This window comes from Meiothermus ruber DSM 1279, assembly GCF_000024425.1.
Taxonomy (GTDB): domain Bacteria; phylum Deinococcota; class Deinococci; order Deinococcales; family Thermaceae; genus Meiothermus; species Meiothermus ruber.
Genome location: NC_013946.1, coordinates 2850663 through 2872828 on the forward strand (window position 1 = coordinate 2850663; position 22166 = coordinate 2872828).

Annotated in this window: 18 protein-coding genes, 1 tRNA gene and 2 rRNA genes; 9 read left to right on the forward strand and 12 right to left on the reverse strand. The window is 63.9% G+C overall.

The window, feature by feature from the left end; all coding sequences use genetic code 11:
* Positions 1–111: 111 nt before the first annotated feature.
* From MRUB_RS14125 to MRUB_RS14150, 6 genes are all read left to right on the forward strand, one after another.
* Entirely contained in the window at positions 112–2052 is a 1941-nt protein-coding gene (locus MRUB_RS14125; protein WP_013015056.1) for a beta-galactosidase, read from the forward strand.
* Positions 2053–2056: 4 nt separating this feature from the next.
* Positions 2057–3511, forward strand: coding sequence for a glycoside hydrolase family 36 protein (locus MRUB_RS14130; RefSeq protein ID WP_013015057.1), 1455 nt, complete (start codon positions 2057–2059; stop codon positions 3509–3511).
* A 45-nt stretch (positions 3512–3556) separates the two neighbouring features.
* A complete protein-coding gene (galT, locus tag MRUB_RS14135) occupies positions 3557–4597 on the forward strand; it encodes a galactose-1-phosphate uridylyltransferase (RefSeq protein ID WP_013015058.1) in 1041 nt (346 codons plus the stop codon).
* 66 nt (positions 4598–4663) lie between these two features.
* Positions 4664–5668 (forward strand): M24 family metallopeptidase, encoded by a 1005-nt coding sequence (locus MRUB_RS14140; RefSeq protein ID WP_013015059.1) that lies wholly within the window; start codon positions 4664–4666, stop codon positions 5666–5668.
* Entirely contained in the window at positions 5668–6747 is a 1080-nt protein-coding gene (galK, locus tag MRUB_RS14145) for a galactokinase (protein WP_013015060.1), read from the forward strand. The genes MRUB_RS14140 and galK overlap by 1 nt, the downstream gene beginning before the upstream one ends.
* A gap of 29 nt (positions 6748–6776) precedes the next feature.
* Positions 6777–7592, forward strand: a complete 816-nt coding sequence (locus tag MRUB_RS14150; RefSeq protein WP_013015061.1) for a PIG-L deacetylase family protein — start codon at positions 6777–6779, stop codon at positions 7590–7592.
* 5 nt (positions 7593–7597) lie between these two features.
* On the opposite strand, the gene hslO is transcribed toward MRUB_RS14150, so the two are convergent.
* Positions 7598–8524 (reverse strand): Hsp33 family molecular chaperone HslO, encoded by a 927-nt coding sequence (gene hslO, locus MRUB_RS14155; RefSeq protein ID WP_013015062.1) that lies wholly within the window; start codon positions 8522–8524, stop codon positions 7598–7600.
* A gap of 126 nt (positions 8525–8650) precedes the next feature.
* Between hslO and MRUB_RS14160 the strand changes: the two genes are divergently transcribed.
* Complete coding sequence (locus tag MRUB_RS14160) at positions 8651–9172, forward strand: HNH endonuclease (protein WP_013015063.1); 522 nt, start codon at positions 8651–8653, stop codon at positions 9170–9172.
* A gap of 124 nt (positions 9173–9296) precedes the next feature.
* Here the strand turns inward: MRUB_RS14160 and MRUB_RS14165 are convergent.
* The 3 genes from MRUB_RS14165 to MRUB_RS14175 form a co-directional block, all read right to left on the reverse strand.
* A tRNA-Gly gene (locus tag MRUB_RS14165) sits at positions 9297–9372 on the reverse strand.
* 11 nt (positions 9373–9383) lie between these two features.
* Positions 9384–9500: ribosomal RNA gene (gene rrf, locus MRUB_RS14170) — 5S ribosomal RNA — on the reverse strand.
* Between the two features lie 75 nt (positions 9501–9575).
* Positions 9576–12470 (reverse strand): 23S ribosomal RNA (locus tag MRUB_RS14175).
* A gap of 295 nt (positions 12471–12765) precedes the next feature.
* Between MRUB_RS14175 and MRUB_RS14180 the strand changes: the two genes are divergently transcribed.
* Positions 12766–13983: a molybdopterin molybdotransferase MoeA gene (locus MRUB_RS14180; protein ID WP_013015064.1), complete on the forward strand. Its 1218-nt coding sequence runs from the start codon at positions 12766–12768 to the stop codon at positions 13981–13983.
* Positions 13984–14199: 216 nt separating this feature from the next.
* Positions 14200–15870 (forward strand): DEAD/DEAH box helicase, encoded by a 1671-nt coding sequence (locus MRUB_RS14185; protein ID WP_013015065.1) that lies wholly within the window; start codon positions 14200–14202, stop codon positions 15868–15870.
* Between the two features lie 139 nt (positions 15871–16009).
* Here MRUB_RS14185 and MRUB_RS16010 read toward each other — a convergent pair whose 3' ends face one another.
* From MRUB_RS16010 to MRUB_RS14225, 8 genes are all read right to left on the reverse strand, one after another.
* Positions 16010–16315 (reverse strand): hypothetical protein, encoded by a 306-nt coding sequence (locus tag MRUB_RS16010; protein WP_015586660.1) that lies wholly within the window; start codon positions 16313–16315, stop codon positions 16010–16012.
* A 50-nt stretch (positions 16316–16365) separates the two neighbouring features.
* Positions 16366–17874: a tripartite tricarboxylate transporter permease gene (locus tag MRUB_RS14195; RefSeq protein ID WP_013015067.1), complete on the reverse strand. Its 1509-nt coding sequence runs from the start codon at positions 17872–17874 to the stop codon at positions 16366–16368.
* A 9-nt stretch (positions 17875–17883) separates the two neighbouring features.
* Positions 17884–18315, reverse strand: a complete 432-nt coding sequence (locus MRUB_RS14200; protein WP_013015068.1) for a tripartite tricarboxylate transporter TctB family protein — start codon at positions 18313–18315, stop codon at positions 17884–17886.
* Between the two features lie 71 nt (positions 18316–18386).
* A complete protein-coding gene (locus MRUB_RS14205; protein ID WP_013015069.1) occupies positions 18387–19352 on the reverse strand; it encodes a Bug family tripartite tricarboxylate transporter substrate binding protein in 966 nt (321 codons plus the stop codon).
* Positions 19353–19427: 75 nt separating this feature from the next.
* A complete protein-coding gene (locus tag MRUB_RS14210) occupies positions 19428–20075 on the reverse strand; it encodes a GntR family transcriptional regulator (protein WP_013015070.1) in 648 nt (215 codons plus the stop codon).
* A 67-nt stretch (positions 20076–20142) separates the two neighbouring features.
* Positions 20143–21135, reverse strand: coding sequence for an A/G-specific adenine glycosylase (mutY, locus tag MRUB_RS14215; protein ID WP_013015071.1), 993 nt, complete (start codon positions 21133–21135; stop codon positions 20143–20145).
* 34 nt (positions 21136–21169) lie between these two features.
* The gene (locus MRUB_RS14220) at positions 21170–21571 is read right to left on the reverse strand and encodes a CoA-binding protein (RefSeq protein WP_013015072.1); all 402 of its coding nucleotides are present in this window, start codon (positions 21569–21571) and stop codon (positions 21170–21172) included.
* A 22-nt stretch (positions 21572–21593) separates the two neighbouring features.
* Entirely contained in the window at positions 21594–22166 is a 573-nt protein-coding gene (locus tag MRUB_RS14225; protein ID WP_013015073.1) for an ankyrin repeat domain-containing protein, read from the reverse strand.

Genomic DNA, 22166 nt, shown 5'->3' on the forward strand with positions numbered 1-22166 from the left:
CTTTTCCCCTGGAGCAAGCCAACCTCATACCCCATCGCTGGACTCAGCTAGTGGATATCTGATCCGGCAGACGCTTTGCCGGATCACCCCCCCTTCTCTACCCTCGAGCATATGTTAGGTGTCTGCTACTACCCCGAACACTGGCCCCGCGAACGCTGGGCCGAGGATGCCCGGCGCATGCGCGCGCTGGGCCTGACCTACGTGCGCATTGGCGAGTTTGCCTGGAGCGCCATAGAACCCGACCCGGGCCGCTTTACCTGGGACTGGCTGGATGCGGCCATCGAGACCCTGGGCGAAGCTGGTCTCAAGGTGGTGCTGGGCACCCCCACCGCCACCCCCCCCAAGTGGCTCATCGACCAGCACCCCGACATCCTGGCCTACGATATCCAGGGCCGGCCCCGCAAGTTTGGCTCGCGCCGGCACTACAGCTTCAGCAGCCGGGTTTACCTCGAGGAGGCCCGCCGCATCGTAACCCTGCTGGCCCAGCGCTACGGCCCCAACCCCTTTGTGGCCGGCTGGCAGACCGATAACGAGTACGGCTGCCACGACACCACTCGCAGCTACGGCCCCGAAGACCTGCGGGCCTTCCGGCTGTGGCTACAGGCCCGCTACGGCAGCATCGAGGCCCTCAATCAGGCCTGGGGCAACGTCTTCTGGAGCATGACCTACCGGGCTTTTGGCGAGATCGACCTGCCCAACCAAACCGTTACCGAGGCCAACCCCGCGCACTGGCTGGATTTTTACCGCTTTAGCTCGGATCAGGTGGCCGCTTTTAATCGCATGCAGGCCGAAATCCTGCGGCAGTATGCTCCCGAGAAGTTCATTGTGCACAACTTCATGGGCTACACCCCGGACTTCGACCACTTCAAGCTGGCCCAGGATCTTGATATAGCCGGCTGGGACAGCTACCCCCTGGGCTTTACCGATATGGACGTGCTGCCCTGCACAGCGGAGGAAAAGCTCCGCTACGCCCACACCGGCCACCCCGATATGGCCGCCTTCCACCACGACCTCTACCGCGGGGTCAAGCCGCGCTGGTGGGTCATGGAGCAGCAGCCGGGGCCGGTCAACTGGGCCCACCACAACCCCTCCCCGGCCCCCGGCATGGTGCGGCTGTGGACCTGGGAGGCCCTGGCCCATGGTGCCGAGGTGGTGAGCTACTTCCGCTGGCGGCAGTTTCCCCAGGCCCAGGAGCAGTTCCACGCCGGACTCAACCGGCCCGATTTCGAGCCCGACCTGGGCTTCTTCGAGGCCCAGCAGGTGGCCCAGGAGCTCAGCCGACTGTCCCTGCCCCAAAGCAGCCCAGCCCCTGTGGCCCTGGTCTTCGACTACGAGGCCGACTGGGTTTTCCGCATCCAGCCGCAGGGCCAGGAGTTTGTGTACCGCGACCTGGTCTGGCACTTCTATCAGGCCCTGCGCAGCCTGGGGCTGGACGTGGATGTGGTGCCCCCGGGGGCCGACCTGCACCCCTACCGGCTGGTGGTGGTGCCCAGCCTGCCCATCCTGCGCAAAGCGGCCTTGCAGGCCTTCAAAGAGGCACCTGGCGCGGTGGTGTTTGGGCCGCGCACTGGCTCCAAAACCGAGGCCCTGGGCATACCGGCCCAGCTACCCCCCGGCGCTTTGCAGGCGCTGCTGCCCCTCAAGGTAACCCGGGTGGAAAGCTGGCGCCCCGGCTTGAGCGAAACCCTCACCTGGCAGGGCCAGTCCTGGCCGGTGGGGGTCTGGAAGGAGTGGATCGAGTCCAGCCTCACCCCGGTCGCCACCTTTGCCGATGGCAGGGGGGCCATCTACCAGCACCACCACCGGCACTACCTGGCCTTCTGGCCGGGCCGGGAGTTTCTGCAAAGCTATCTGGCCGAGGTGGCCCAGAGCCTGGGCTTGCCAATCCAACCCCTGCCCGAGGGCTTGCGCATGCGGCGGCGGGGGCCCTGGGTGTTCGCCTTCAACTACACCGACCGGCCCCAGACCGCCCCAACCCCCCAGGGCGCCCGGTTCGTTTTGGGTGGCCCCACCGTGGCCCCCTATGATTTGAGCATCTGGGTTGAGGAGTGACGCCGTGCAGATTCAGGGCTATGAGTTCAGCATCAGCGCGGGGCGGCTCGAGGAAACCCTGGGCGGCTACCTGCTGAGCGGCAAAACCGTGCAGATCGGGCACCCCTTTGGGCGCACGCTCTACTTCAAGCACGGCTGGCAGAGCTGGAGCGAGGCCGGCTGGGTGAGCCTGAAAGAGAGCCCCAAACCCATCCTGCCCCCCGAGCGCCGCCCCCAGTGCGACGACCCAGCCTACGCCCTCTCACCTGTACACGGCGGCAGCGGCCTGGGGGGCCTCGAGGGCCACGACGGGCGGATGCTCTTCCTGGGGGCTCTGCGTCCGGGGGCGCGCATCGAGGCTGACCGCCTGAGCCTCAAGGGCTCGAGCGACCACGAGACCCAGTGGTTTCTGGCCTACGGCGAACAGCAGCAGGTGCTGGCCCGCTACACCGAACTGCTGGCTAACACCCTGGGGATCCGGGGCCAGCCGCCCGCCCCCCGGGTCTGGTGTAGCTGGTACAGCTATTACAGCGATATCTCAGAAAGCAAGATGCTGCAGACCATCGCCGCTTTGCAGGGCCTGCCCTTTGAGGTGTTCCAGCTCGACGATGGCTGGCAGCAAAACATGGGCGACTGGGAGCCCAACCACAAGTTCCCCTCGGGCATGAGCGCTATCGCCCTGCGGGCCCAGAGCCAGGGCCTGACCCCCGGCCTCTGGCTGGCCCCCTTTATTGCCCGGCCCAGCTCCAACCTGTTCAAGGAGCACCCCGACTGGTTCTTGCGCGACGAGCAGGGCGAGCTGGTTCTGGCGGGCACCAACTGGGGCGGCTACTACGCGCTGGACGTGACCCTGCCAGCAGTGCAAGACTGGCTGCAGCGCCTGATCCAGAAGGTGCGGGGCTGGGGCTACCGCTACTTAAAGCTGGACTTCCTGTTTGCAGCGGCCCTGCCCGGTCAAAGGCATAGCGGAGCCTCGAGGGAAGAGGCCTACCGCGAAGCGCTCCGTCTCATCCGCGAGGCCGCCGGTGACGACGTGTACATTCTGGCCTGCGGGGCCCCCATCCTCGCCTCGCTGGGCTTGGTGGACGGGCTGCGCATTGGGCCGGACGTGGCCCCTTACTGGGACAACGAAGACCGGCGGGTGTACCTGCACGACCCCACCGGCCCCGCGGCCTACAACGCCCTGCGCACCAGCCTGCACCGCCTCTGGCTGAAGCCGCTGGTGCACACCGACCCCGACGTGGCCTACTTCCGCACCCGCTACAACCTGCTCACCCCGGCCCAGCGCGTGGTGTTGCAAGACCTGGCCCTGGTCGCGGGCTTCAAGGCCACCTCCGACCCCCCCGAGTGGCTGGACGGCGATGAGCGGGAAGGGCTCAAGGAGTGGCTCGAGGCCAGCCCCTCCATCCTCCAGACCGGCCCCTACACCTTCAAAATTGGCGAGCGGGAGGTGGATTTCTCGAGCTGGCTGGAGATCTGACCCCGCCTGGCCCTGCGCATCCTAGAACAACAACTCGAGGAGACCATGCATAAACGTGTATATGCCAAAAAAGACGGCCGGATGCTCTACCTGTACGGCCTGAAGCCCCACACCCTGCCGGCGCTCGAGGAGGGCGAAAACACCGGCCAGGCCCAGTCCCACGCCCGCTGGCACCCCCTGCGGCAGGAGTGGGTGGTGTTTGCCGCCAGCCGCCAGGGGCGCACCTTCCTGCCCCCCAAGGAGTACGACCCCCTGGCCCCCAGCAAACCCGGCGGCTTCCCCACCGAGATCCCCTTCGAAGACTTTGAGATCGCCGTCTTCCAGAACCGCTGGCCCTCCCTCTCCCCCCACGCCGGGGCGCCGCCCGAAGGCCTGGTCATCCCCACCCGCGACGCCCAGGGTGACTGCGAGGTGGTGGTGTACACCCCCGAGCACAGCGGCAGCCTGGCCTCCTTAAGCCCCGAGCGGCGCGAGCTGCTGGTGCGGGTCTGGGCCGACCGCTACCGCGAGCTGTACGCCCGCCCCCAGATCCAGTACGTGATGCCCTTCGAGAACCGGGGCGAGCAGATGGGGGTCACGCTGCACCACCCCCATGGGCAAATTTACGCCTACCCCTGGATTCCCCCCATTTTGCAAAAGGAGCTCGAGGCCTTCCAGAAAAGCCCGGTGCTGCTCAACCTGCTGCCCCACCTGGGGCCCTACACGGTGCTGGAAGATGCACACGTGCTGGCCTGCATTCCGCCTTTTGCCCGCTACCCCTACGAGGTGCTGGTCTTTCCCAAGCAGTTCCGCCCCGGCCTGTGGGCTTTCACCGAGGAGGAAATAAGCAGTTTTGCCAGGGTGTTGGGCCAGGTGGTGCAAAAGCTGGATAACCTGTTCCACAAGCCCATGCCCTACGTGATGGCCCTGCACGCCGCCCCCAAAGGCGCTGAGGAGGTCTTCCACTTCCACGTGGAGTTCTACCCGGCCCTGCGCACCGCCGACAAGCTCAAGTACCTGGCTGGCACCGAGCTGGCCGCCGGCACCTTTGCCATGGATGCCCTGCCCGAGGAGACCGCGCGGGTGCTGCGCGAGGTGGCGATCTGAGTGCGGCCCCTGGCCTACCCTGGATTTTTTATGAGTGTGCGTAACACGAAAGCGGTAGCCTGAAGTATGAACGCTTTTGCGCTCACCCGACTGCGGGCCTGGATGGAAGGCCAGGGTTTTGCGCGCTTTTTTGTGCAGCAGCCCGAGAACTTCGCCTGGCTCACCGGCGGTGGCGACAACACCGTGGTCACTTTTCGTCCGGTAGCAGCCTGGCTCGAGATCACCCCCGACGGCGTGCGGCTCCACGCCTCACAGATCGAGGCCGGGCGGCTACTGGACGAGGAGGTACCGGGCCTCGAGGTCGTGCGCTACCCCTGGTACAGCCCGCCCGCCCCCCAGGGGCCCAGCGACAGCGAGCACGACCTCACCCCTTTGCGCCTGGTGCTCTCGCCGGAAGAACAGGCCCACTACCGCGCCCTGGGCCGGGATGCCGCGGCGGCCCTGGGCGAGAGCCTCCGCTTCGCCGACCCCGGCTGGAGCGAGTACGAGCTGGCCGGGGCCATCAGCGAGGAACTCCTGTCCAAGGGCATCCAGCCCCTGGTGTTGCTGGTCGCCGGCGAGGAACGGCTCTTCCGCTACCGCCACCCCATCCCCCAACAACGCCCCTTGGGGCGGCTGTTTATGGGGGTGATCTGCGGGCGACGGCACGGCCTTATCGCCAACGTCAGCCGCCTGCGCAGCTTCGGCCACCCGGAGGCCCAGCGCCTCAACCAGCAGGTCTGCCAGATCGAGGCCGCGGCCCTCGAGGCCTCGAGGCCCGGCGCAACCCTGGGCGAGGTGCTGGAAAGCATCCGCGCGGCCTACCAGGCCATCGGCCAGCCCCAGGAGTTTGAGAACCACCACCAGGGCGGCCTGACCGGCTACCGCAGCCGCGAGGTGCTGGCCCGGCCCGGCAACCCCACCCGGCTCGAGCCCGGTATGGCCCTGGCCTGGAACCCCAGCCTGCCCGGCGCCAAGGTCGAGGATACCTTTTTGCTCGGCGAAACCGGCCTGGAAAACCTCACCTTCGATCCGGCCTGGCCCAGCACGCAAGTCAACGGGCGCCTGCGTCCAATGGTGCTCGAGGGCTGATGGAAAAACCCAAGACCCTGTTTCCTGATCCGACTATGTTCAAAGACCTCTTTGGCAGCGAACCCAGCGTATCCGTCTCGGCCCCTGGCCGCGTCAACCTGCTGGGTGAGCACACCGACTACAACGGGGGGTTTGTCTTCCCCACCCCCCTCCCCTACCAGACCTATATCGAAGCCGCCCCCGCCGAGGGCCTCGAGGCCTACGCCGAAAACTTCCAGGAGCACAAAAGCCGCGGGCTGGAGGTGGGCCGGCAGGGGGACTGGCTGGATTACCTCGCGGGCTGTGTGTGGGCTCTGCGCCAGCAGGGGTATGCCGTGCCAGGCCTGCGGGCCTACATCCGCAGCGAGGTGCCCATGAGCGGGGGGCTCTCGAGCTCGGCAGCGCTGGAAGTGGCCACCCTGCGGGCCCTGCGCGCCCTCTATGACCTTCCCCTCGACGACGTACAGATTGCCCGGCTGGCCCAACAGGCCGAGGTGGCGTATGTGGGGGTGCGCTGCGGCATCATGGATCAGATGGCCTCGTCGGTGGGGCGGCTGGGGTACGGGCTGTTCCTGGATACCCAGAGCCTCGAGACCCGGCTGGCGCCCCTGCCGCCAGGCTACCGGGTGGCCGTGGTGGACTCGTCGGTGCCGCGCCGCCTGGCCGAGTCGGGCTACAACACCCGTCGAAGCGAGTGTGAGCGAGCCTGTGAGCTGCTGGGTGTGCAATCGTTGCGCGAACTGACGCCCACCGATCTGCCCCGCCTCGAGGCCCTGCCCGAGCCCTTGAACCGCCGGGCCCGCCACGTGGTCACCGAAAACCAGCGCGTGCTGGAGGGGGTAGCGGCGCTGGAGCAGGGCGATATCCAGCGCTTCGGCGAGCTGATGGTGGCCTCGCACCGCTCGCTCCGCGACGATTACGAGGTCTCGATCCCCGAGCTCGACCGGTTGGTGGAGGCCGAGCTGCGCCACGGGGCGGTGGGGGCCCGCCTGACCGGGGCCGGTTTTGGCGGCTCAACGGTGGCGCTGGTCGAGGCGTCTAAATACGAAGATTTCAAAAAGGGCGTCTTGCAGGACTACCCCAGGGCGCGCTTCTTTTGAGCTCGAGGCCCTCGAGTATAATCCCGAGCATGGCCGAGCTTCCCCCCATCCTGGCGGTGTTTGCCCACCCCGACGACGAGGCCTTCCCCACCGGCGGCACCCTGGCCCACTACGCCCGGCGGGGGCATCCGGTCTACCTGGCCTGTGCCACCCGGGGCGAGGCCGGGCAGCTCAAAGACCCCGCCCTACCCGTGGAGGATATGGGCGCATGGCGCACCCGGGAGCTCGAGGCCTCCTGCCGGGCCCTGGGCCTCCAGCCCCCCATCTTTCTGGGCTACCGCGACTCCGGGCGCAACGAGCGGCTGCGCCGCGACGACCCCCAGGCCCTCCACAACGCCAACCTGTGGGAGGTGGAGGCCAAAATCCGCGAGCTTATAGCCGAACTTCAGCCCAGAATCCTCATTACCTTCGACCCCCACGGGGGCTACGGACACCCCGACCATCTGGTCATTCACCGCGCCACCACCGCCGCGTTCTTCTCCACAGGCCACCTGCCCAACCCTCCAGCGCGCCTTTTCTACAGCGTTTTCACCAGCGAATACGCCGCCGCCATGCAGCAAAGCGGCCAGGCCAACAGCATCCTGGGCGGCCTCGACCCCCAGGTCTTCGGCGTGGCCGAGAACACCTTGGCGGTGCGGATGAACGTGCAGGCCTACCTGCCCCAAAAGCGAGCGGCCATCGCCGCCCACCGCTCGCAGTTCGCCGACCGCATCCAGGCTATGAACGCCACCCTCGAGCAGCAAACCCTCATGGAGCAGTTGATCTCAGTAGAAACCTTCGCGCTGGGCGGAACCCGCGGCCCCATCCCGCACTGGCCCTTGCAGGACCTGTTCGATGGCCTGTAAAACACTCAGGCTTTGGGCACCTCACGCCCGGAGCCCTCACCCCACGGCAGGGAGCGGATCTCCTCGGGGGTAATCTGGTACTTCTCCGCGCACCAGTGGCACTGCACCTCGGCCCCCCCGTCCTGCTCGATCATTTCTTCACGTTCCTCCGGCGAAAAATAGACCAGGGCGTTCAGGGCCCGTTCCCGGCTGCAGCGGCAGCGGAACGCCAGGGGAATATATCCTTCACGGAAGCCCACCGCACTCAGATCGGTGGGGTCATAACCCAGCCCCTCCAGTAAAGCCTCAACGGCCCCATTCAGACCTTTTTCCAGCAGCAGATCGGTGATACCGGTGCGGCCTTGCAGGTTGCGCTCGAGGCGCTCAATCACCTCCTCCGGGCAGCCCGGCAGCACCTGCACCGCCACCCCTCCTGCAACCTGCACCTTACCCTGTCCGTGCACCCGCACCCCCAGCAGCACCGCTGAAGGAATCTGCTCCGACTGCCACAGGTAGCGGGCCAGGTCTTCGGCCACCTCACCGCTCACCAGCTCTATACTGGACTGGTAAATCTCTTCATTGGATAAAAGCCGGTCAACCCTAAGCTCACCCTTGCCGATAGCCGCTCCCACATCAAGCTTGCCATCAGGCCTCAGGGGTGGATTGGCCTGGGGATTTTTGACATAACCCCGTACAAACCCGTCCGGCGCGGCCTCCACCACCGCCCCACCCAGCGGGCCATCCCCTATAAACTGCAGGCTTATCCGCTCCTTGGGGGTTTTAGAAAGCAGGAAAGTTAGTAGCAAAACCCCGCTCATAGCCCGACCCAGCGCAGCGGTGGCGGTGGGCGAAAGCTGATGGCGTTCCCTGGCTTCCTCGGCAATATCGGTGGTTTCTACGGCCAGCACGCGCAGATTCCCCTCCGCAGCCAGCCCACGAATCAGACGACCCATAACTTTCCGATTTTAGCAGTAGCGTCCCGCTTAAAAGGGTGTTGGCGCAGGGTTTTCTGACCATCGCAGCTCATTGTGCAACATCGCTCTAGAATCCCCTGACATGTTTCGAGTATCCTGAGCTACATGAACCTCGACTCTCCCCGTATTCTGGTGCTCAACGCCGGGTATGAGCCCCTGGGCCTGGCCAGCGTCAAGCGCGCGGTTATCCTGGTTATGAACGGAACCGCCGAGGTGGTCGAGGAAAGCGGCGAATACCTACGAACTCCCAGTACCCCCTACCCCATCCCCAGCATTATCCGCCTCAAACGCCTTGTTCGCCGCCCTCCGGGGCGGCTTGCCCTTAACCGTCGGAATATTCTGCGCCGCGATGGTTACACCTGCCAGTACTGCGGTAAGCGCGGGGGCGATCTCACAGTAGACCATGTCTTCCCCAAAAGCCGGGGGGGGCGCAGCATCTGGGAAAACCTGGTTACAGCCTGCCGTCCTTGCAACCTTAAAAAGAAAAACCGCACCCCCGAGGAAGCCGGGATGCGTTTGGCTCGCCGCCCCATCGCGCCGCGTCATAGCCTGCTGCTGGTGGCTGACCTACCCCACCTACCCGAGACCTGGCGCACATATCTGCCTGATATAGATCATCCCCGCTAACCCGAAATCCTTTAGGGTGATGCCAACCTCGGCAGCCTTACTGCCGGGTTAGCGATCGGGAACCAGAATTAAGGCGTCGAAAACAAAACCCCTCCTCAAAACTGAGGGGGGGTAAGTAGTTATTTGGAGCGGGAAACGGGACTCGAACCCGCGACCCCAACCTTGGCAAGGTTGTGCTCTACCAACTGAGCTATTCCCGCAAAGAAAAAAACCTCTGCACTGCCCTACTCTCCCAGGCCCCTTCGAGCCAAGTACCATCGGCGCAGGCACGTTTCACTTCCGTGTTCGGAATGGGAACGGGTGGTACCATGCCGCTATGAGCACAGAGGTTTCCAATGTTTTACATTTCAAAGTTGGATCGAAAAGGGGTAGGGGAGGGAAGGGGTATCCAGATCAGTGCATAAAGGTCAAGACCTCGGACGATTCGCACGGGTCGGCTCAACGCATCGCTGCGCGTACACCTCCCGCCGATCCACCCGGTATTCTACCGGGGTCCTTACCGGATTGACTCCGTGAGAAGGCTCATCTTGGGGCAAGTTTCCCGCTTAGATGCTTTCAGCGGTTATCTCTCCCGTACTTGGCTACCCTGCATATGCCCTTGGAAGAACAGCAGGAAAACCAGCGGTACGTCCACTCCGGTCCTCTCGTACTAGGAGCAGCCCCCCTCAACCTTCTTGCGCTCGTGACGGATAGAGACCGAACTGTCTCACGACGTTCTGAACCCAGCTCGCGTGCCACTTTAATGGGCGAACAGCCCAACCCTTGGGACCTTCTTCAGCCCCAGGATGTGACGAGCCGACATCGAGGTGCCAAACGATTCCGCCGCTATGGACGCTCGGGAATCATCAGCCTGTTATCCCCAGGGTAACTTTTATCCGTTGATCTATGGCCCTTCCACACAGAACCACAGGTTCACTAGGCCCCGCTTTCGCGTCTGCTCGGCTTGCAGGCCTCACAGTCAGGCTCCCTTCTACCCTTGCGCTCTCTGGTGGGTTTCCGTCCCACCTGAGGGAACCTTTGGGCGCCTCCGTTACCTTTTGGGAGGCGACCGCCCCAGTCAAACTGCCCATCAAGCCCTGTCCCCGTCAACGGGTTAGAAATCCAGACGTCTCAGGGTGGTATCTCACCGTCGCCTCCACCGAGACCAAAGCCCCGGCTTCATAGGCTCCCACCTATCCTGCGCAGAAACGGCCGAATCTCAAGGCCAGACTACAGTAAAGCTCCATGGGGTCTTTTCGTCCTGCCACGAGTAGGCTGCATCTTCACAGCCAGTTCAATTTCACCGGGTCCCTCGCTGAGACAGCGCGCTGATCGTTACGCTTTTCGTGCAGGTCGGAACTTACCCGACAAGGAATTTCGCTACCTTAGGACCGTTATAGTTACGGCCGCCGTTCACTGGGGCTTCGGATCAGGGCTTGCACCCCTCCCCTTGACCTTCCAGCACCGGGCAAGCGTCGCTCCGTATACTTCCACTTACGTGTTCGCACAGAGCTGAGTTTTTGGTAAACAGTCGCCAGCGCCTATTCACTGCGGCTCTCCATGGCGCCGCACGCGGCGCCACCTTGAGCACCCCTTCTCCCGAAGTTACGGGGCTAGATTGCAAAGTTCCTTAGCGAGGGTTCTCCCGCGCGCCTTGGTGCATTTACACCCACCCACCTGTGTCGGTTTACGGTACGGGTACTCCGCAGTTATGCTTAGAGGCTTTTCTCGGCTCCATGGCTTCGGCGAGTTGTCACCTTGCGGCTTCCACACCACCCACCGGTAATGGACTACGGATTTGCCTATAGTCCCCTTTGGGCTTCTGTCCGGGCTCTTCCATGGCTCCGGTTCGCCTAGCCTAAAGCGTCCCCCCATCGCACTGCGTAGTAGGACTGGAATATTAACCAGTTGTCCGTCGGCCTCGCCTCTCGGCTTATCCTTAGGCCCCGCCTAACCCTACGATGACGACCATCGCGTAGGAAACCTTGGGTTTACGGCGAAGGGGATTCCCACCCCTTTTATCGTTACTCATGCTGGCATTCGCACTTCCCGTACCTCCACCACTCCTCACGGTATGGCTTCATCGGCATAGGGAACGCTCCTCTACCACTCAACCAGGCAAAGCCCGGCTAAGTCCGCGAATTCGGTGACAGGTTTGAGCCCCGATCATTTTCAGCGCAGGGTCACTCGACTAGTGAGCTATTACGCACTCTTTAAAGGATGGCTGCTTCTAAGCCAACCTCCTAGCTGTCTGGGCAACCCCACATCTTTATCCACTTAACCTGTACTTGGGGACCTTATTCGGCGGTCTCTGTTGTTCCAGCGCTTGGACACGGATGTTAGCACTCGTGCCCTCACTCCCGGACTCCATTTCGGACCCTTCAGAGTTTGAAAGGGTTTGGTAGGCTGGTAGGCCCCCTAGCCCTATCAGTGCTTTACAGGCCCAAATAAGCATCCGAGGCTGACCCTAAAGTCATTTCGAGGAGAACTAGCTATCTCCCAGATCGGTTAGCTTTTCACTCCTAACCCCAGCTCATCCGAAGGATTTGCATCTCCCACCGGTTCGGCCCTCCACCGAGTGTCACCTCGGCTTCAGCCTGGCCAGGACTAGCTCTCTGGGTTTCGAGTCTACGGCAGCCGACTACACGCCCTGTTCGGACTCGCTTTCGCTACGCCTCCGCCTTCCGGCTTAAGCTCGCCGACTACCGTAAGTCGCCAGCTCATGCTTCAATAGGCACACCAAAAGACCTGTATAGTCCTTTGATTGCTTGTAAGCACACGGTTTCAGGTTCTATTTCACTCCCCTCCCGGGGTTCTTTTCACCTTTCCCTCACGGTACTGGTCCGCTATCGGTCACCTAGAGTATTTAGCCTTACGCGGTGGGCCGCGCAGATTCACCCATAGCTCCACGAACCACAGGCTACTCGGGTACTGGCTACTAGCCTCCGCCTTTCGTCTACAGGACTTTCACCTTCTATGGTGGGCTTTCCCAAAACCCTTCGACTAGACTTCCGCTTCGATACCGCCAGCCCCACAACCCCGCTGAGCACGCTCAACGGTTTAGGCTCCTCCCCTTTCGCTCGCCGCTACTCAGGGAATCGATTCCTCTTTCTTCTCCTCTGGGTACTTAGATGTTTCAGTTCCCCAGGTTCCCCCCACCTCATAGGTGGTGACCTGTGTTCCCACAGGCCGGGTTCCCCCATTCGGACATCCCGGTATCAACGCTTACTACCAGCTCCACCGGGCTTTTCGCAGGTAATCACGTCCTTCATCGGCTTAGGTGCCAGGGCATCCACCGTGTGCCCGTTCTATCTTGACCTTCTCTCCTCCTCAGGGTTACCCCCGAAGATAAGGCCTATTCCAACCCACCCCATGACACCTCTACCGCTACCGCAAATAGAAGCCTGGGATGGACTTCCTTCCTACTCCCTACTACCCCTTTTTCATGATCCTCGCGCCTGCTTCCTATCGCGGCGCAACGAGAAGAATATCAAAGGCAGTGAGATGTGTCAATAGGGGGTGCCCGGCCACTGCCCAAGTACGCCGTTGGAAAGGGCTTTCAACCAAGGCCACCAGGCGAACTCCCCCTTTCCAAGCCAGGTAGGATAGGGTTTATGAAGCAAAATCTGACCGTGGAAGATGCTTTGGAGTTGGTTCTACAAGCCGCCAGACCGCTGCAGGACATCGAACACCTTCCGCTAGCTGCGAGCTACGGAGCAGTATTGGGCGCAGATCTGGTTTCAAAGGTTGACCACCCTTCGATAAGCGACACGGCGGTGGATGGCTATGCCTGCCTCGAGGCCGACACTCGAAGCGCTTCTCTAGGTAACCCGGTCAGGCTCGAGGTAATCGGACAATCCCCTGCAGGTAAGCCTTATGTTGGGAGGGTTCGGCCCGGTGAGGCCGTGCAGGTTTTTACCGGCGCTCCCATTCCAGACGGGGCCGACGCTGTAATTCGGGTAGAAGATACCCTGCGAGAGGGGGATTTTGTGTGGCTGATGAAGCCCGCCTCGAGGGCCGACATTCGCCCCAAAGGCGCCGATCTGGTGCAGGGGCAGGCCTACCTGCACAAAGGCGATCTGCTCACGCCGGGGCGCGTGGGACTGGCTGCCGCGATGGGCTACGCCACCCTGCCGGTCATCCGACGGCCCCGTGTGGGCATCCTGTCTACTGGCGACGAAGTGGTTGAGCCGGGGGAGCCCTTGCCCTATGGTGGGGTCTACAACTCCAACAGCTACTCCGTAGCAGGCTTGGTAGCTGAGGCAGGCGGTGAGCCTGTCATTTTGCCGAAGATATCAGATGATGTAGAGAGTCTGCGCACCCAGTTGCGGCGAGCTGGGCAACTCGATCTGCTCATTACCACCGGTGGGGTTTCCATGGGGGCGTACGACATCGTGCGTCAATTGCTCGAGCGCGAGGGCGAAATTCTCTTCTGGAAGGTTCGAATACAACCCGGAGGCCCCTTGTTGTTTGCAACCTGGAACGGGCTGCCCCTGATGGGGTTGCCCGGCAACCCAGTATCGGCCATGGTCACGTTTTTACTTTTTGGGCGACCGCTGCTCTTCAGGTTGCTTGGACGCACCGATCCACCCTATAGCCGGCTCAGGGCCATAGCCGATACCCCCTTTGAGGCCAACCCCACCCGCCGGGCCTACCGCCGGGCGGTGCTGCGCTGGGTGGACGACCGCTACCGCGTAGCCACCACCGGCAATCAATCCAGTGCGGTGCTTAGGTCAATGGCCGTGGGCAATGCTTTGGTGGTGCTCGAGGCCGGGCGTTCGGCCCAGCAAGGTGAAGCTGTAGAGGTGATTCCTTTTCCGGGTGCCTGGTAGCCTCTCTTGACAAAACCCATTCCATCCCCCAGACTGCTAGGGTTGCGCTTACTCGAAACCGCAGGGTGCGGTCGAGCGCATGGTTCCCAAGCCGTACATCCTTACCCCTGGTACAGTCTGGACATTCGGTTCTTTCTGGGATGAGCGGCTCGAACCCTATAGGGTTGGTTTCGCCTACGTGGCATTCAGCCCACACCCAAAAAGGACGTTAGAAACATGGAGTTTTCCGCATTTACGTTGAGACCCGAGGTTGCCCAGGCCATCCAGGCCAAAGGTTTTACCACCGCCACCCCCATCCAGGCCGCGGCCATTCCGCTGGCCCTCGAGGGCAAAGATGTGCTGGGCCAGGCCCGCACCGGCACCGGCAAGACCCTGGCCTTTGGCATCCCCATCGCCAACCGGCTGGACGCGGCCCGCGAGCGCGGGCGCGCTCCCAGGGCCCTTATCCTCACCCCCACCCGCGAACTAGCCCTTCAGGTAGCCAAAGAGCTGGAGTGGCTGGCCCCCCACCTGACCATCACCCCCATCTACGGGGGCACCGGCTACGGCAAGCAGGCCGAAGCCCTCAAGCGCGGCACCGACGTGGTGGTAGCCACCCCAGGCCGGGCCATTGATTACCTCGAGCAGCGCGTCCTTGACCTTTCCAGAATTGAGATTGCGGTGCTGGACGAGGCCGACGAGATGCTCTCGATGGGCTTTGAGGAAGCCGTCGAACAGCTCCTGGAAGCCACCCCACCCACCCGCCAGACCCTGCTGTTCTCGGCCACCCTACCCACCTGGGCGCGCCGCCTCTCCGAGCGCTACCAAAAGGCGGCCATCCACATCAACGTGATCAAGGACGAGGCCATCTCCTACGAAGAAGTGGCCATTCAAGCGCCCATTCACAACCGCCTCTCGGTGCTTTCGGATCTGCTTTTCGCCTATGCACCCGAGCGCACCATCGTTTTTACCAGCACCAAGGCCGAGTGCAATGACCTGGCCCTGGGCTTAGAAAGCCGGGCCCACAGCGCGGCCCCCATCCACGGCGATATGGGCCAGATTGACCGTGAACGGGTGATGGAACGCTTCCGCAGCGGGGCGGTGAGCGTGCTGGTGGCAACCGATGTGGCCGCTCGAGGCCTCGACATCCCCGAGGTGGACCTGGTGGTGCACTACCGCCTGCCCGACCAAAACGAGTCATACCTGCACCGCTCGGGCCGCACCGGGCGGGCGGGGCGCTCGGGCAAGGTGGTGATTCTGTACGGCCCGCGTGAGAAGCGCGAACTGGAGACCCTCGAGCGCGAACTAAAGCGTAACTTCAAGCGGGTTAATCCCCCCACCCCCGAGGAGGTCATGGCCGCCAAGTGGGCCATGCTGGCCCGCCGCATCGCCAAGCAGCCCGAGGCCGATAAAAAGCTCTGGCGCGAACAGGCCGAACGCCTGATAGCCGAGGGCGGCGTCGACGCAGTGGCCGGTATGCTGGCCCTGATTCTGGGCGGCGCCCCCACCCCCAAGAGCCTGATGACCGGTGAGGAGAACTGGGTCACGGTCAAGCTCGCGGGCTCGCGCATCAGCGTGAACCGGGCGGTGGCGGTGTTGAAGAGCGCCGGCGCTGGGGAGATTGGCCGGATTCGCCTGGATGGGGATGTGGCCGCCTACGTGGACATCCGCCCCGAGGATCTGAGCAGGCTGGATCACACCGCGCTGCGCGATCTGCGCCTCACCAAGGCCAGCGAGGTTCCCGCTGAAACCCGGCAGTCCGAGCGCCAGGGGCAGGGCTTCGCGCGCGGTCAGGGCAAGCGCCAGGGTCAGGGTCGCCGCGAAGGAAGCAGCCAGCGCGAGCGGCCCTTCGAAAGCCCGTCCGAAAACCGCCGCGAAGGGGAACGCCGGCGGGTCGTGTACCGATAAACGACAGGAAAGACAGAGCCCTACAACTGATATTTCCCCATCTTGGGGCCCCCGCGGGAAGCACAAATAGGTTCCTGAGCAAGAACACGCTGTTTTCTGCAACAGGCCAAGGCGCAAAGCTTCCCGTGGGGTACATACTTCAGGCCTGCAAGCGCGGGCGGCGCGTCCGAGTGAGCAGCCAAATACCCGCCAGTAACAACAATAAGGGCAGCCCCCACTGGAGCAAAAACCCGAGCAGGCCCGCCGCCACGCCAATGGCACTGCCCACCACCCACAGCAACAGGCCCAGAACCAGCAACACCAGCAACAGCGGCAAGAGCATTACCCCCAGCACCGCCAGGGCCGGCAGGGCTGCAACGGCCAGCACCACCCCCAGCACCGGCCCCAGCAAACCCGTGAGCAGCAGAACAGCCAGAATTACCAGCGACCACCCGAGGAGTTCCATACCCTGAGGGTAGCGCATCCGGGGGTGGGGGTCGTAAGCCCCCTCACACTTCAAAGCTCCTCGTCGCCGCCCAAACCCTGCTTACGGAAGCGGGCCACCAGCACGGGCGCAAGCAACGAGAGCCCCGCCAGCACCCACAGCCCAACGGCAATGGGGCTGCTGAACAGATAGCCCACGTCGCCGTTGCTGATGGTCATGGCCCGGCGCAGGTTGATCTCCATCAGGTAGCCCAGCACCAGGCCCAAAAGCACCGGGGCCAGGGGAAACTCGAGCTTGCGCATCAGGTAGCCCACCAGCCCGAACACCGCCATCAGGAGCAGATCGAAGGGGTTGTTGTTGACCGCATAAACCCCAATGAAGCTGACGGCCAGCACCGCCGGAATCAGGAACCAGGCCGGCACCGCCAGAAGCCGCACAAAAAGGCCCACCAGGGGCAGGTTCAGGAGCAACAGCACCGCGTTGCCCACGTACATCGAGGCAATCAGGCCCCAGACCACCTCGGGGTGCTGCTGAAACATCTGCGGCCCCGGCGTCACCCCCAGGCTCATCAGGGCCCCCAGCATGATGGCGGTGGTGCCGCTACCGGGCAGGCCCAGGGTGAGCAGGGGAATCATGGCCCCGCCCGCCGCGGCGTTGTTGGCCGACTCGGGGGCGGCCACCCCGCGCAGGTCGCCCTCGCCAAACCGGGCCTTGGAGCCCAGCAGGCGCTTCTCGGTGGTGTAGGCCACAAAGCTGGCAATCGAGGCCCCCGCGCCGGGCAAAACCCCAATCAGGAAGCCCAGCACGCTGCTGCGCAGAATGGTGAGAAGCGAGGCCATGAAGTCCTTGAAGGAGAGGTAGATGCGCCCCACCTGGGCCCGCAGGGCCCCAGGGGTCTTCTCCTCCAGAAGCATCAGCACCTCGCTCACGGCGAAGAGGCCGATAGCCACCACCAGAAAATCCATGCCGTCCTCGAGCTGCAAGAAGCCAAAGGTGTAGCGCGAGATGCCCGACTGGGGGTCCTGGCCCACGGTGGCCAGCATCAGGCCAAAACCCGTGGCAATCAGGGCTTTGAACAGGTTCTTGCCCGCCAGGGCCGAGAGGGTGGAGAAGCCAAAGACCATCAGGGCGAAGTACTCGGCCGGCCCGAAGCGGATGGCCCACTGGGCCAGCAAAGGGCCCAGGGTCATCAGGCCCACCACCGAGAGGGTGCCGGCGATAAACGAGCCCCAGGCGGCCATGGCCAGGGCCGGGCCGGCTTTGCCCTGCTTGGCCAGCTTGTTGCCGTCAATTGCGGTGACCACCGACGAGGTCTCGCCGGGGATGTTGAGCAGGATGCTGGTGGTGGAGCCGCCGTACATGGCCCCGTAGTAGATGCCGGCCAGCAGAATCAGGGCCGACTCGGGCGGCATCTTGAGGGCAAAGGTGAGGGGCACCAGCAGGGCCACCCCGCTGATGGGGCCGATGCCGGGCAGCACCCCGATGAGCGTGCCCACCAGGCAGCCCAGCACCACCAGGAGCAGGTTGAGGGGCTCTAAGGCCACCCCAAAGCCGTTGAGGAGCGCTTGCAGGATGTCCATAGGCCGCTCCTATCCGAAAATCCGGCCCACCGGCAGGGTTACGCCCAGGCCTTCGGTGAACAGGAAGTAGACCGCCAGCGTAAAAGCCAGCGCGCCGCCCAGGCCTTGCCACCAGCGCGCCCCAAACAAAACCGAGAGCAGGGTCATCTCGAGGGTGGTGGTGAGGATAAAGCCCAGCGGAACCACCAGGTAGGCGTAGGCCACCAGGCTCAAAAGTACCAGTCCCAGCACCGGCCAGAAGCGCGGGGCCGGCCAGGTGGGGTTGGGGTCGGGTTTGAAAATCAGCCACAGGGCCGAAAGCCCCACCAGAATGGCGATGATGTAGGGGAAAGGCCGGGGGCCCAGCGGGTCGGAGAGAAAACCCACCTGCATCCGGCTGGCCTCGAGGCCATACCCCAGGGCCAGTAACAAAATCAGGATGCCTACGATGCGGTCGGTCATAAAGGAGGCTCAAACGTATGGCTGACAGCCCGCAGCGGTGGGCCCTGGGCTATCGGCCATCTGGTTAGGGGCTAGCGGATGATGCCCAGCTCGCGGGAGAGGTTGCGGAACTGGTTAACCTGGCGGTCGATAAAGACCTGGAACTCGGCCCCGGCCATGAAGAACTGGCCCAGGCTGTTCTGCTCGCGGATCCTGGCCCACTCCGGGCTGCGCTCCACCTGCCGCAGGGCCCTGAGCCAGAACTCGTAGGCCTCGGCGGGCATGTTCTTGGGCACATAAAAACCCCGCCAGACCACCCACTCCACGTTGTAGCCCAGCTCCTTGAGGGTGGGCACGTTGGCGTAGGGCGCGGGGAGGCGGCGGGGCGACATCATCCCCAGTACCCGCACCGTACCGGCCTCCACCTGGGCGCGAAGCTCCGAGGCATCCCCGGCAAACACCTGGATAAAGCCGCCCAGCAAGGAGGTCAGGGCCTGGCCGCCGCCGTCGAAGGGCACATACTTGATCGAGCGCGGCTCGAGGCCCACCGCCCGGCCCAGCAGCAGCACCTTCATGTGATCCTGACCGCCCACGGCGCTGCCACCACCCACCGCAATCTTGCTGGGGTCGGCTTTCCAGGCTGCTACCAGCTCCTGCATGGTTTTCCAGGGGGCGTCGGCCTTAACCGCTACCAGGCCAAAGTCGGCGGCCACTGCGCCCAGCCAGCGCACGTCGCGCTCGGTAAAGCGGCTGAACTGCCCCTGGGCCAGGCGCACCGTGGTGGCCGGGCTGGCTGCCACAATCAGGTTGGGGTCGTCGCTCCGCTGGGTAACCACATTGGCATAGGCCACCCCCCCACCACCACCGGTTACGTTGGTGGTTTTAATCGGCTGGGTCACGATCTTGAGGTCTTGCATGACCTGGGCCACGCTGCGGCAGGTGAAGTCCCAGCCGCCTCCAGCGCCAGCGGGCGCGATACACTCAGGGTTGCGTGGGGTGAACTGGGCCAACGCCCCACCAACAGTTAGTACAACCACGGCCAACGTTACCCATCGCATCGTCTGTCCTCCTAGTTCAGCAAAAATCGCCAGAGGTGTTGAGTGTCTAAGATTCTATCCCGCTGGCCCTGCCCGTCAAGACCGCCGGGTACCCAGCAGAATAGAACCCTCGAGGCTCTTTAGCAGGGCCTCCCTCGAGCGCTCGAGGTGCTTCTGTAAGAAGCTCGCGGCCTCCTCGGCCTGCCCCTGCTGCACCAGCTCAATCAGGTGCAGGTGGTCGCTCAGGGCCTGGTCGGCCCCCTGTGGACGGGTGATCTCGAGGTAGCGGGCCCGGTAGATGCGCTGCAGAACCTGGGCCAGCGAGGCCACCACAAAGCGGTTGCCGGTGAGCTTGGCCAGGGCCAGGTGGAAGTCGGTGGCTTTCTCTAGCTCCACCTCGGGGTCGAGGTCGGCCTCCACCGAGGCCAGCAGCTCCCGAAGCTGGCGGGCGTTGGGCCGTCGGGCCGCCGCCACCCGGATAATCTGGCCCTCGAGCCAGTGGCGAAACTCAAAGGCTTCCTCCAGCTCGGCCAGGTCGAGGGGGGCCACCGTATAAACCCGCCCGGTGCGCTGCGCCAGCCCTTCGCGAAATAGCTGCTGGATGGCCGCCCGGATGGGCGTACGGGAAACCGCCAAGATTTCTTCCAGTTTACGCTCAACCAGGGGCTCGCCGGGCTTCAATTCCAGCGACAGGATCATCCGGCGTAGACGACGGTAGGCTTCTTCGGTTTGTGGAGCAAGCATAGCGTATGTCAGGATATGCTACCCGCTTTGGTATACCATCTCAACTCGAGCCCACACAACCAGCGCCCTACACCGGCTGGGTAGGGCTGGCCCCGGCCAGGGCCAGAATTTTCTGATCCAGCCTCGATAAGGGCCGGCGCACCGGGTTCTCTCCGGCCACCCAAGGGGCCCTGTAAACCCGAATGTGCAGCTTTCGGTGGGTAAACTCGTGGCGCACGGGGCCCACCAGCTCGGCCGAATCCAGACCGAAGCGGGCCAACAAGCGCTCCAGGGCCCCTGGCCCTTCCTCCATTGGAACCCCCCACAGCCCGCCTAAAACCGGCCCCTGCCGCTGTTCCAGATAAACCCCTTCGGGCCCCTGTAGTACCAGCGCAACCAGCTCGAGGCTTTTCTGCTTGCGTACCCTGGAGGCCGGGTAGTGCGCAGGGCTGGCCTTCCCCTGGCAGAACGCGGCCACCGGACAGCCCCCGCAGCCTGGGTTCTGGGGCGTGCAGACCGTGGCCCCCAGTTCCATCAGGGCCTGGTTCCAGTCACCAGGGCGAGCATCTTTTTGTTGCACCAGAGCGGATAAAAGTGCATCAGCAGCCTCCTGCACCTGCTTTGGGGTGGGATGTTCCCAGGCCAAAAGGCGCGATAGCACCCGCCGCACGTTGCCATCCACCGCTGCCGCCGGCTCCCCAAAGGCAATGGAGGCTACCGCCGCTGCGGTGTAGGGGCCAATGCCCGGTAGGGCCCGCAGCCCCCGGGCCGATTGGGGTAGCACACCCCCCGCGGCCACCACCTGCTGGGCCAGGCGGTGCAGGTTGCGGGCTCTGGTGTAGTAGCCACACCCCTGCCAGACCTGTAGCACCGCTTCCTGCTCGGCCTGGGCCAGGGCCTCGAGGGTGGGGAAGCGCTGTAAGAAGCGATGGTAGTAGGGAATGGCCTGCTCGACCCGGGTCTGTTGCAGGAGCACCTCCGACAGGAGAACCCTGTAGGGGTCTGGCTCGCCCCGCCAGGGCAGCCTGCGCTGGTGGCGTTGATACCAGGTAAGCAGGGCGCTGTGTAGATCGCTGGACATAAGCAGGTCGAGCACCAAGGCCTGGTAGCGAGGGCTAGCCCAGCAGTTGGCGGTGTACCACCATCAAGCACCGATCCTGCACCACCTGAATCCCGGCCTGTCGAAGGGTTTCAGCAAAAGCCTCGTTCACAATGCCCGATTGCAGCCAGACCAGCCTGGGCCTGGCCGCCAGAATATCGTCCAGATGTCCCATCAGGGCCTCGCTGCGGCGAAACACGTCCACGATGTCTATGGGCTGTTCCAGATTGGTTAGCTGGCCGACCACCGCCTGGCCCCAGAGCGTTTGTCCGGCGTAGGCCGGGTTGACCGGTAGTACTGCGTAGCCCTTTCGGGCCAGGTAGTCGGGCACGTAAAAGGCGGCTTTGGCGGGGTTGGGATGAGCGCCCAGCACCGCTATGGTGCGGGCCTGGAGCAAAAACTCACGCAGGTTTTCCATACCGGCTTACCTCCCGATGGGGCTACGACCGACCCCCAAAGGCCCGCAACAGCGCCACCATCTCGTCATGGCCCGCCTCCAGGGCCATATCCATCACCGTTTTGCCCTGGAAGTTCTTCCAGCCCAGGTCGGGGCGGGCGTGTTCCAGCAGCCAGCGCGCCACCGCCGTATCACCCCGGCCCACCGCCAGGCTGAGGGCCATGCCGCTGCCCTCCAGCGCGCCATGGGAAAAGACCAGCTCGAGCATCCCGGGCTGGCTCGAGAGGGCCGCATGCGGCAAGAGCGGAATTCCGTGGGCGCTTTTGTGCTGGGCCAGCGCAGGCTCGCGCTGTAACATCTCCCGAACGGTTTCCACCTCGCCCAGCATGGCCGCCGTGGAGATTTCCAGGGGGGCGCCCCGAGCCAGCAAATACAGGGCAATCTCCCGGTTCCCCACATGGGCCGCTGCCTGGATGGCCGTCTCGGTATCGCCGGGCTTCCACTCGTGCGCCCGATTGAGCAGCTCCGGGGTTTCTGCCAGCATGGCCTGTACCCTGGCTAGGTCGCCGTGGGCAGCCAGTACAAACTCACGGATGCGTTCAGGCGTAGGGTGCAT

Excerpts from the sequence above, each read along its gene's own strand:
- MRUB_RS14195 (WP_013015067.1), bottom strand. The coding sequence starts at position 17,874 with ATGGACATCCTGCAAGCGCTCCTCAACGGCTTTGGGGTGGCCTTAGAG.
- MRUB_RS14140 (WP_013015059.1), top strand. The coding sequence starts at position 4,664 with ATGAACGCTTTTGCGCTCACCCGACTGCGGGCCTGGATGGAAGGCCAG.
- galK (WP_013015060.1), top strand. The coding sequence starts at position 5,668 with ATGGAAAAACCCAAGACCCTGTTTCCTGATCCGACTATGTTCAAAGAC.
- MRUB_RS14220 (WP_013015072.1), bottom strand. The coding sequence starts at position 21,571 with ATGGAAAACCTGCGTGAGTTTTTGCTCCAGGCCCGCACCATAGCGGTG.
- MRUB_RS14225 (WP_013015073.1), bottom strand. The coding sequence starts at position 22,166 with ATGCACCCTACGCCTGAACGCATCCGTGAGTTTGTACTGGCTGCCCAC.
- MRUB_RS14200 (WP_013015068.1), bottom strand. The coding sequence starts at position 18,315 with ATGACCGACCGCATCGTAGGCATCCTGATTTTGTTACTGGCCCTGGGG.
- mutY (WP_013015071.1), bottom strand. The coding sequence starts at position 21,135 with ATGTCCAGCGATCTACACAGCGCCCTGCTTACCTGGTATCAACGCCAC.
- MRUB_RS14150 (WP_013015061.1), top strand. The coding sequence starts at position 6,777 with ATGGCCGAGCTTCCCCCCATCCTGGCGGTGTTTGCCCACCCCGACGAC.
- MRUB_RS14160 (WP_013015063.1), top strand. The coding sequence starts at position 8,651 with ATGAACCTCGACTCTCCCCGTATTCTGGTGCTCAACGCCGGGTATGAG.
- hslO (WP_013015062.1), bottom strand. The coding sequence starts at position 8,524 with ATGGGTCGTCTGATTCGTGGGCTGGCTGCGGAGGGGAATCTGCGCGTG.
- MRUB_RS14210 (WP_013015070.1), bottom strand. The coding sequence starts at position 20,075 with ATGCTTGCTCCACAAACCGAAGAAGCCTACCGTCGTCTACGCCGGATG.
- MRUB_RS14125 (WP_013015056.1), top strand. The coding sequence starts at position 112 with ATGTTAGGTGTCTGCTACTACCCCGAACACTGGCCCCGCGAACGCTGG.
- galT (WP_013015058.1), top strand. The coding sequence starts at position 3,557 with ATGCATAAACGTGTATATGCCAAAAAAGACGGCCGGATGCTCTACCTG.
- MRUB_RS14185 (WP_013015065.1), top strand. The coding sequence starts at position 14,200 with ATGGAGTTTTCCGCATTTACGTTGAGACCCGAGGTTGCCCAGGCCATC.
- MRUB_RS14205 (WP_013015069.1), bottom strand. The coding sequence starts at position 19,352 with ATGCGATGGGTAACGTTGGCCGTGGTTGTACTAACTGTTGGTGGGGCG.
- MRUB_RS16010 (WP_015586660.1), bottom strand. The coding sequence starts at position 16,315 with ATGGAACTCCTCGGGTGGTCGCTGGTAATTCTGGCTGTTCTGCTGCTC.
- MRUB_RS14180 (WP_013015064.1), top strand. The coding sequence starts at position 12,766 with ATGAAGCAAAATCTGACCGTGGAAGATGCTTTGGAGTTGGTTCTACAA.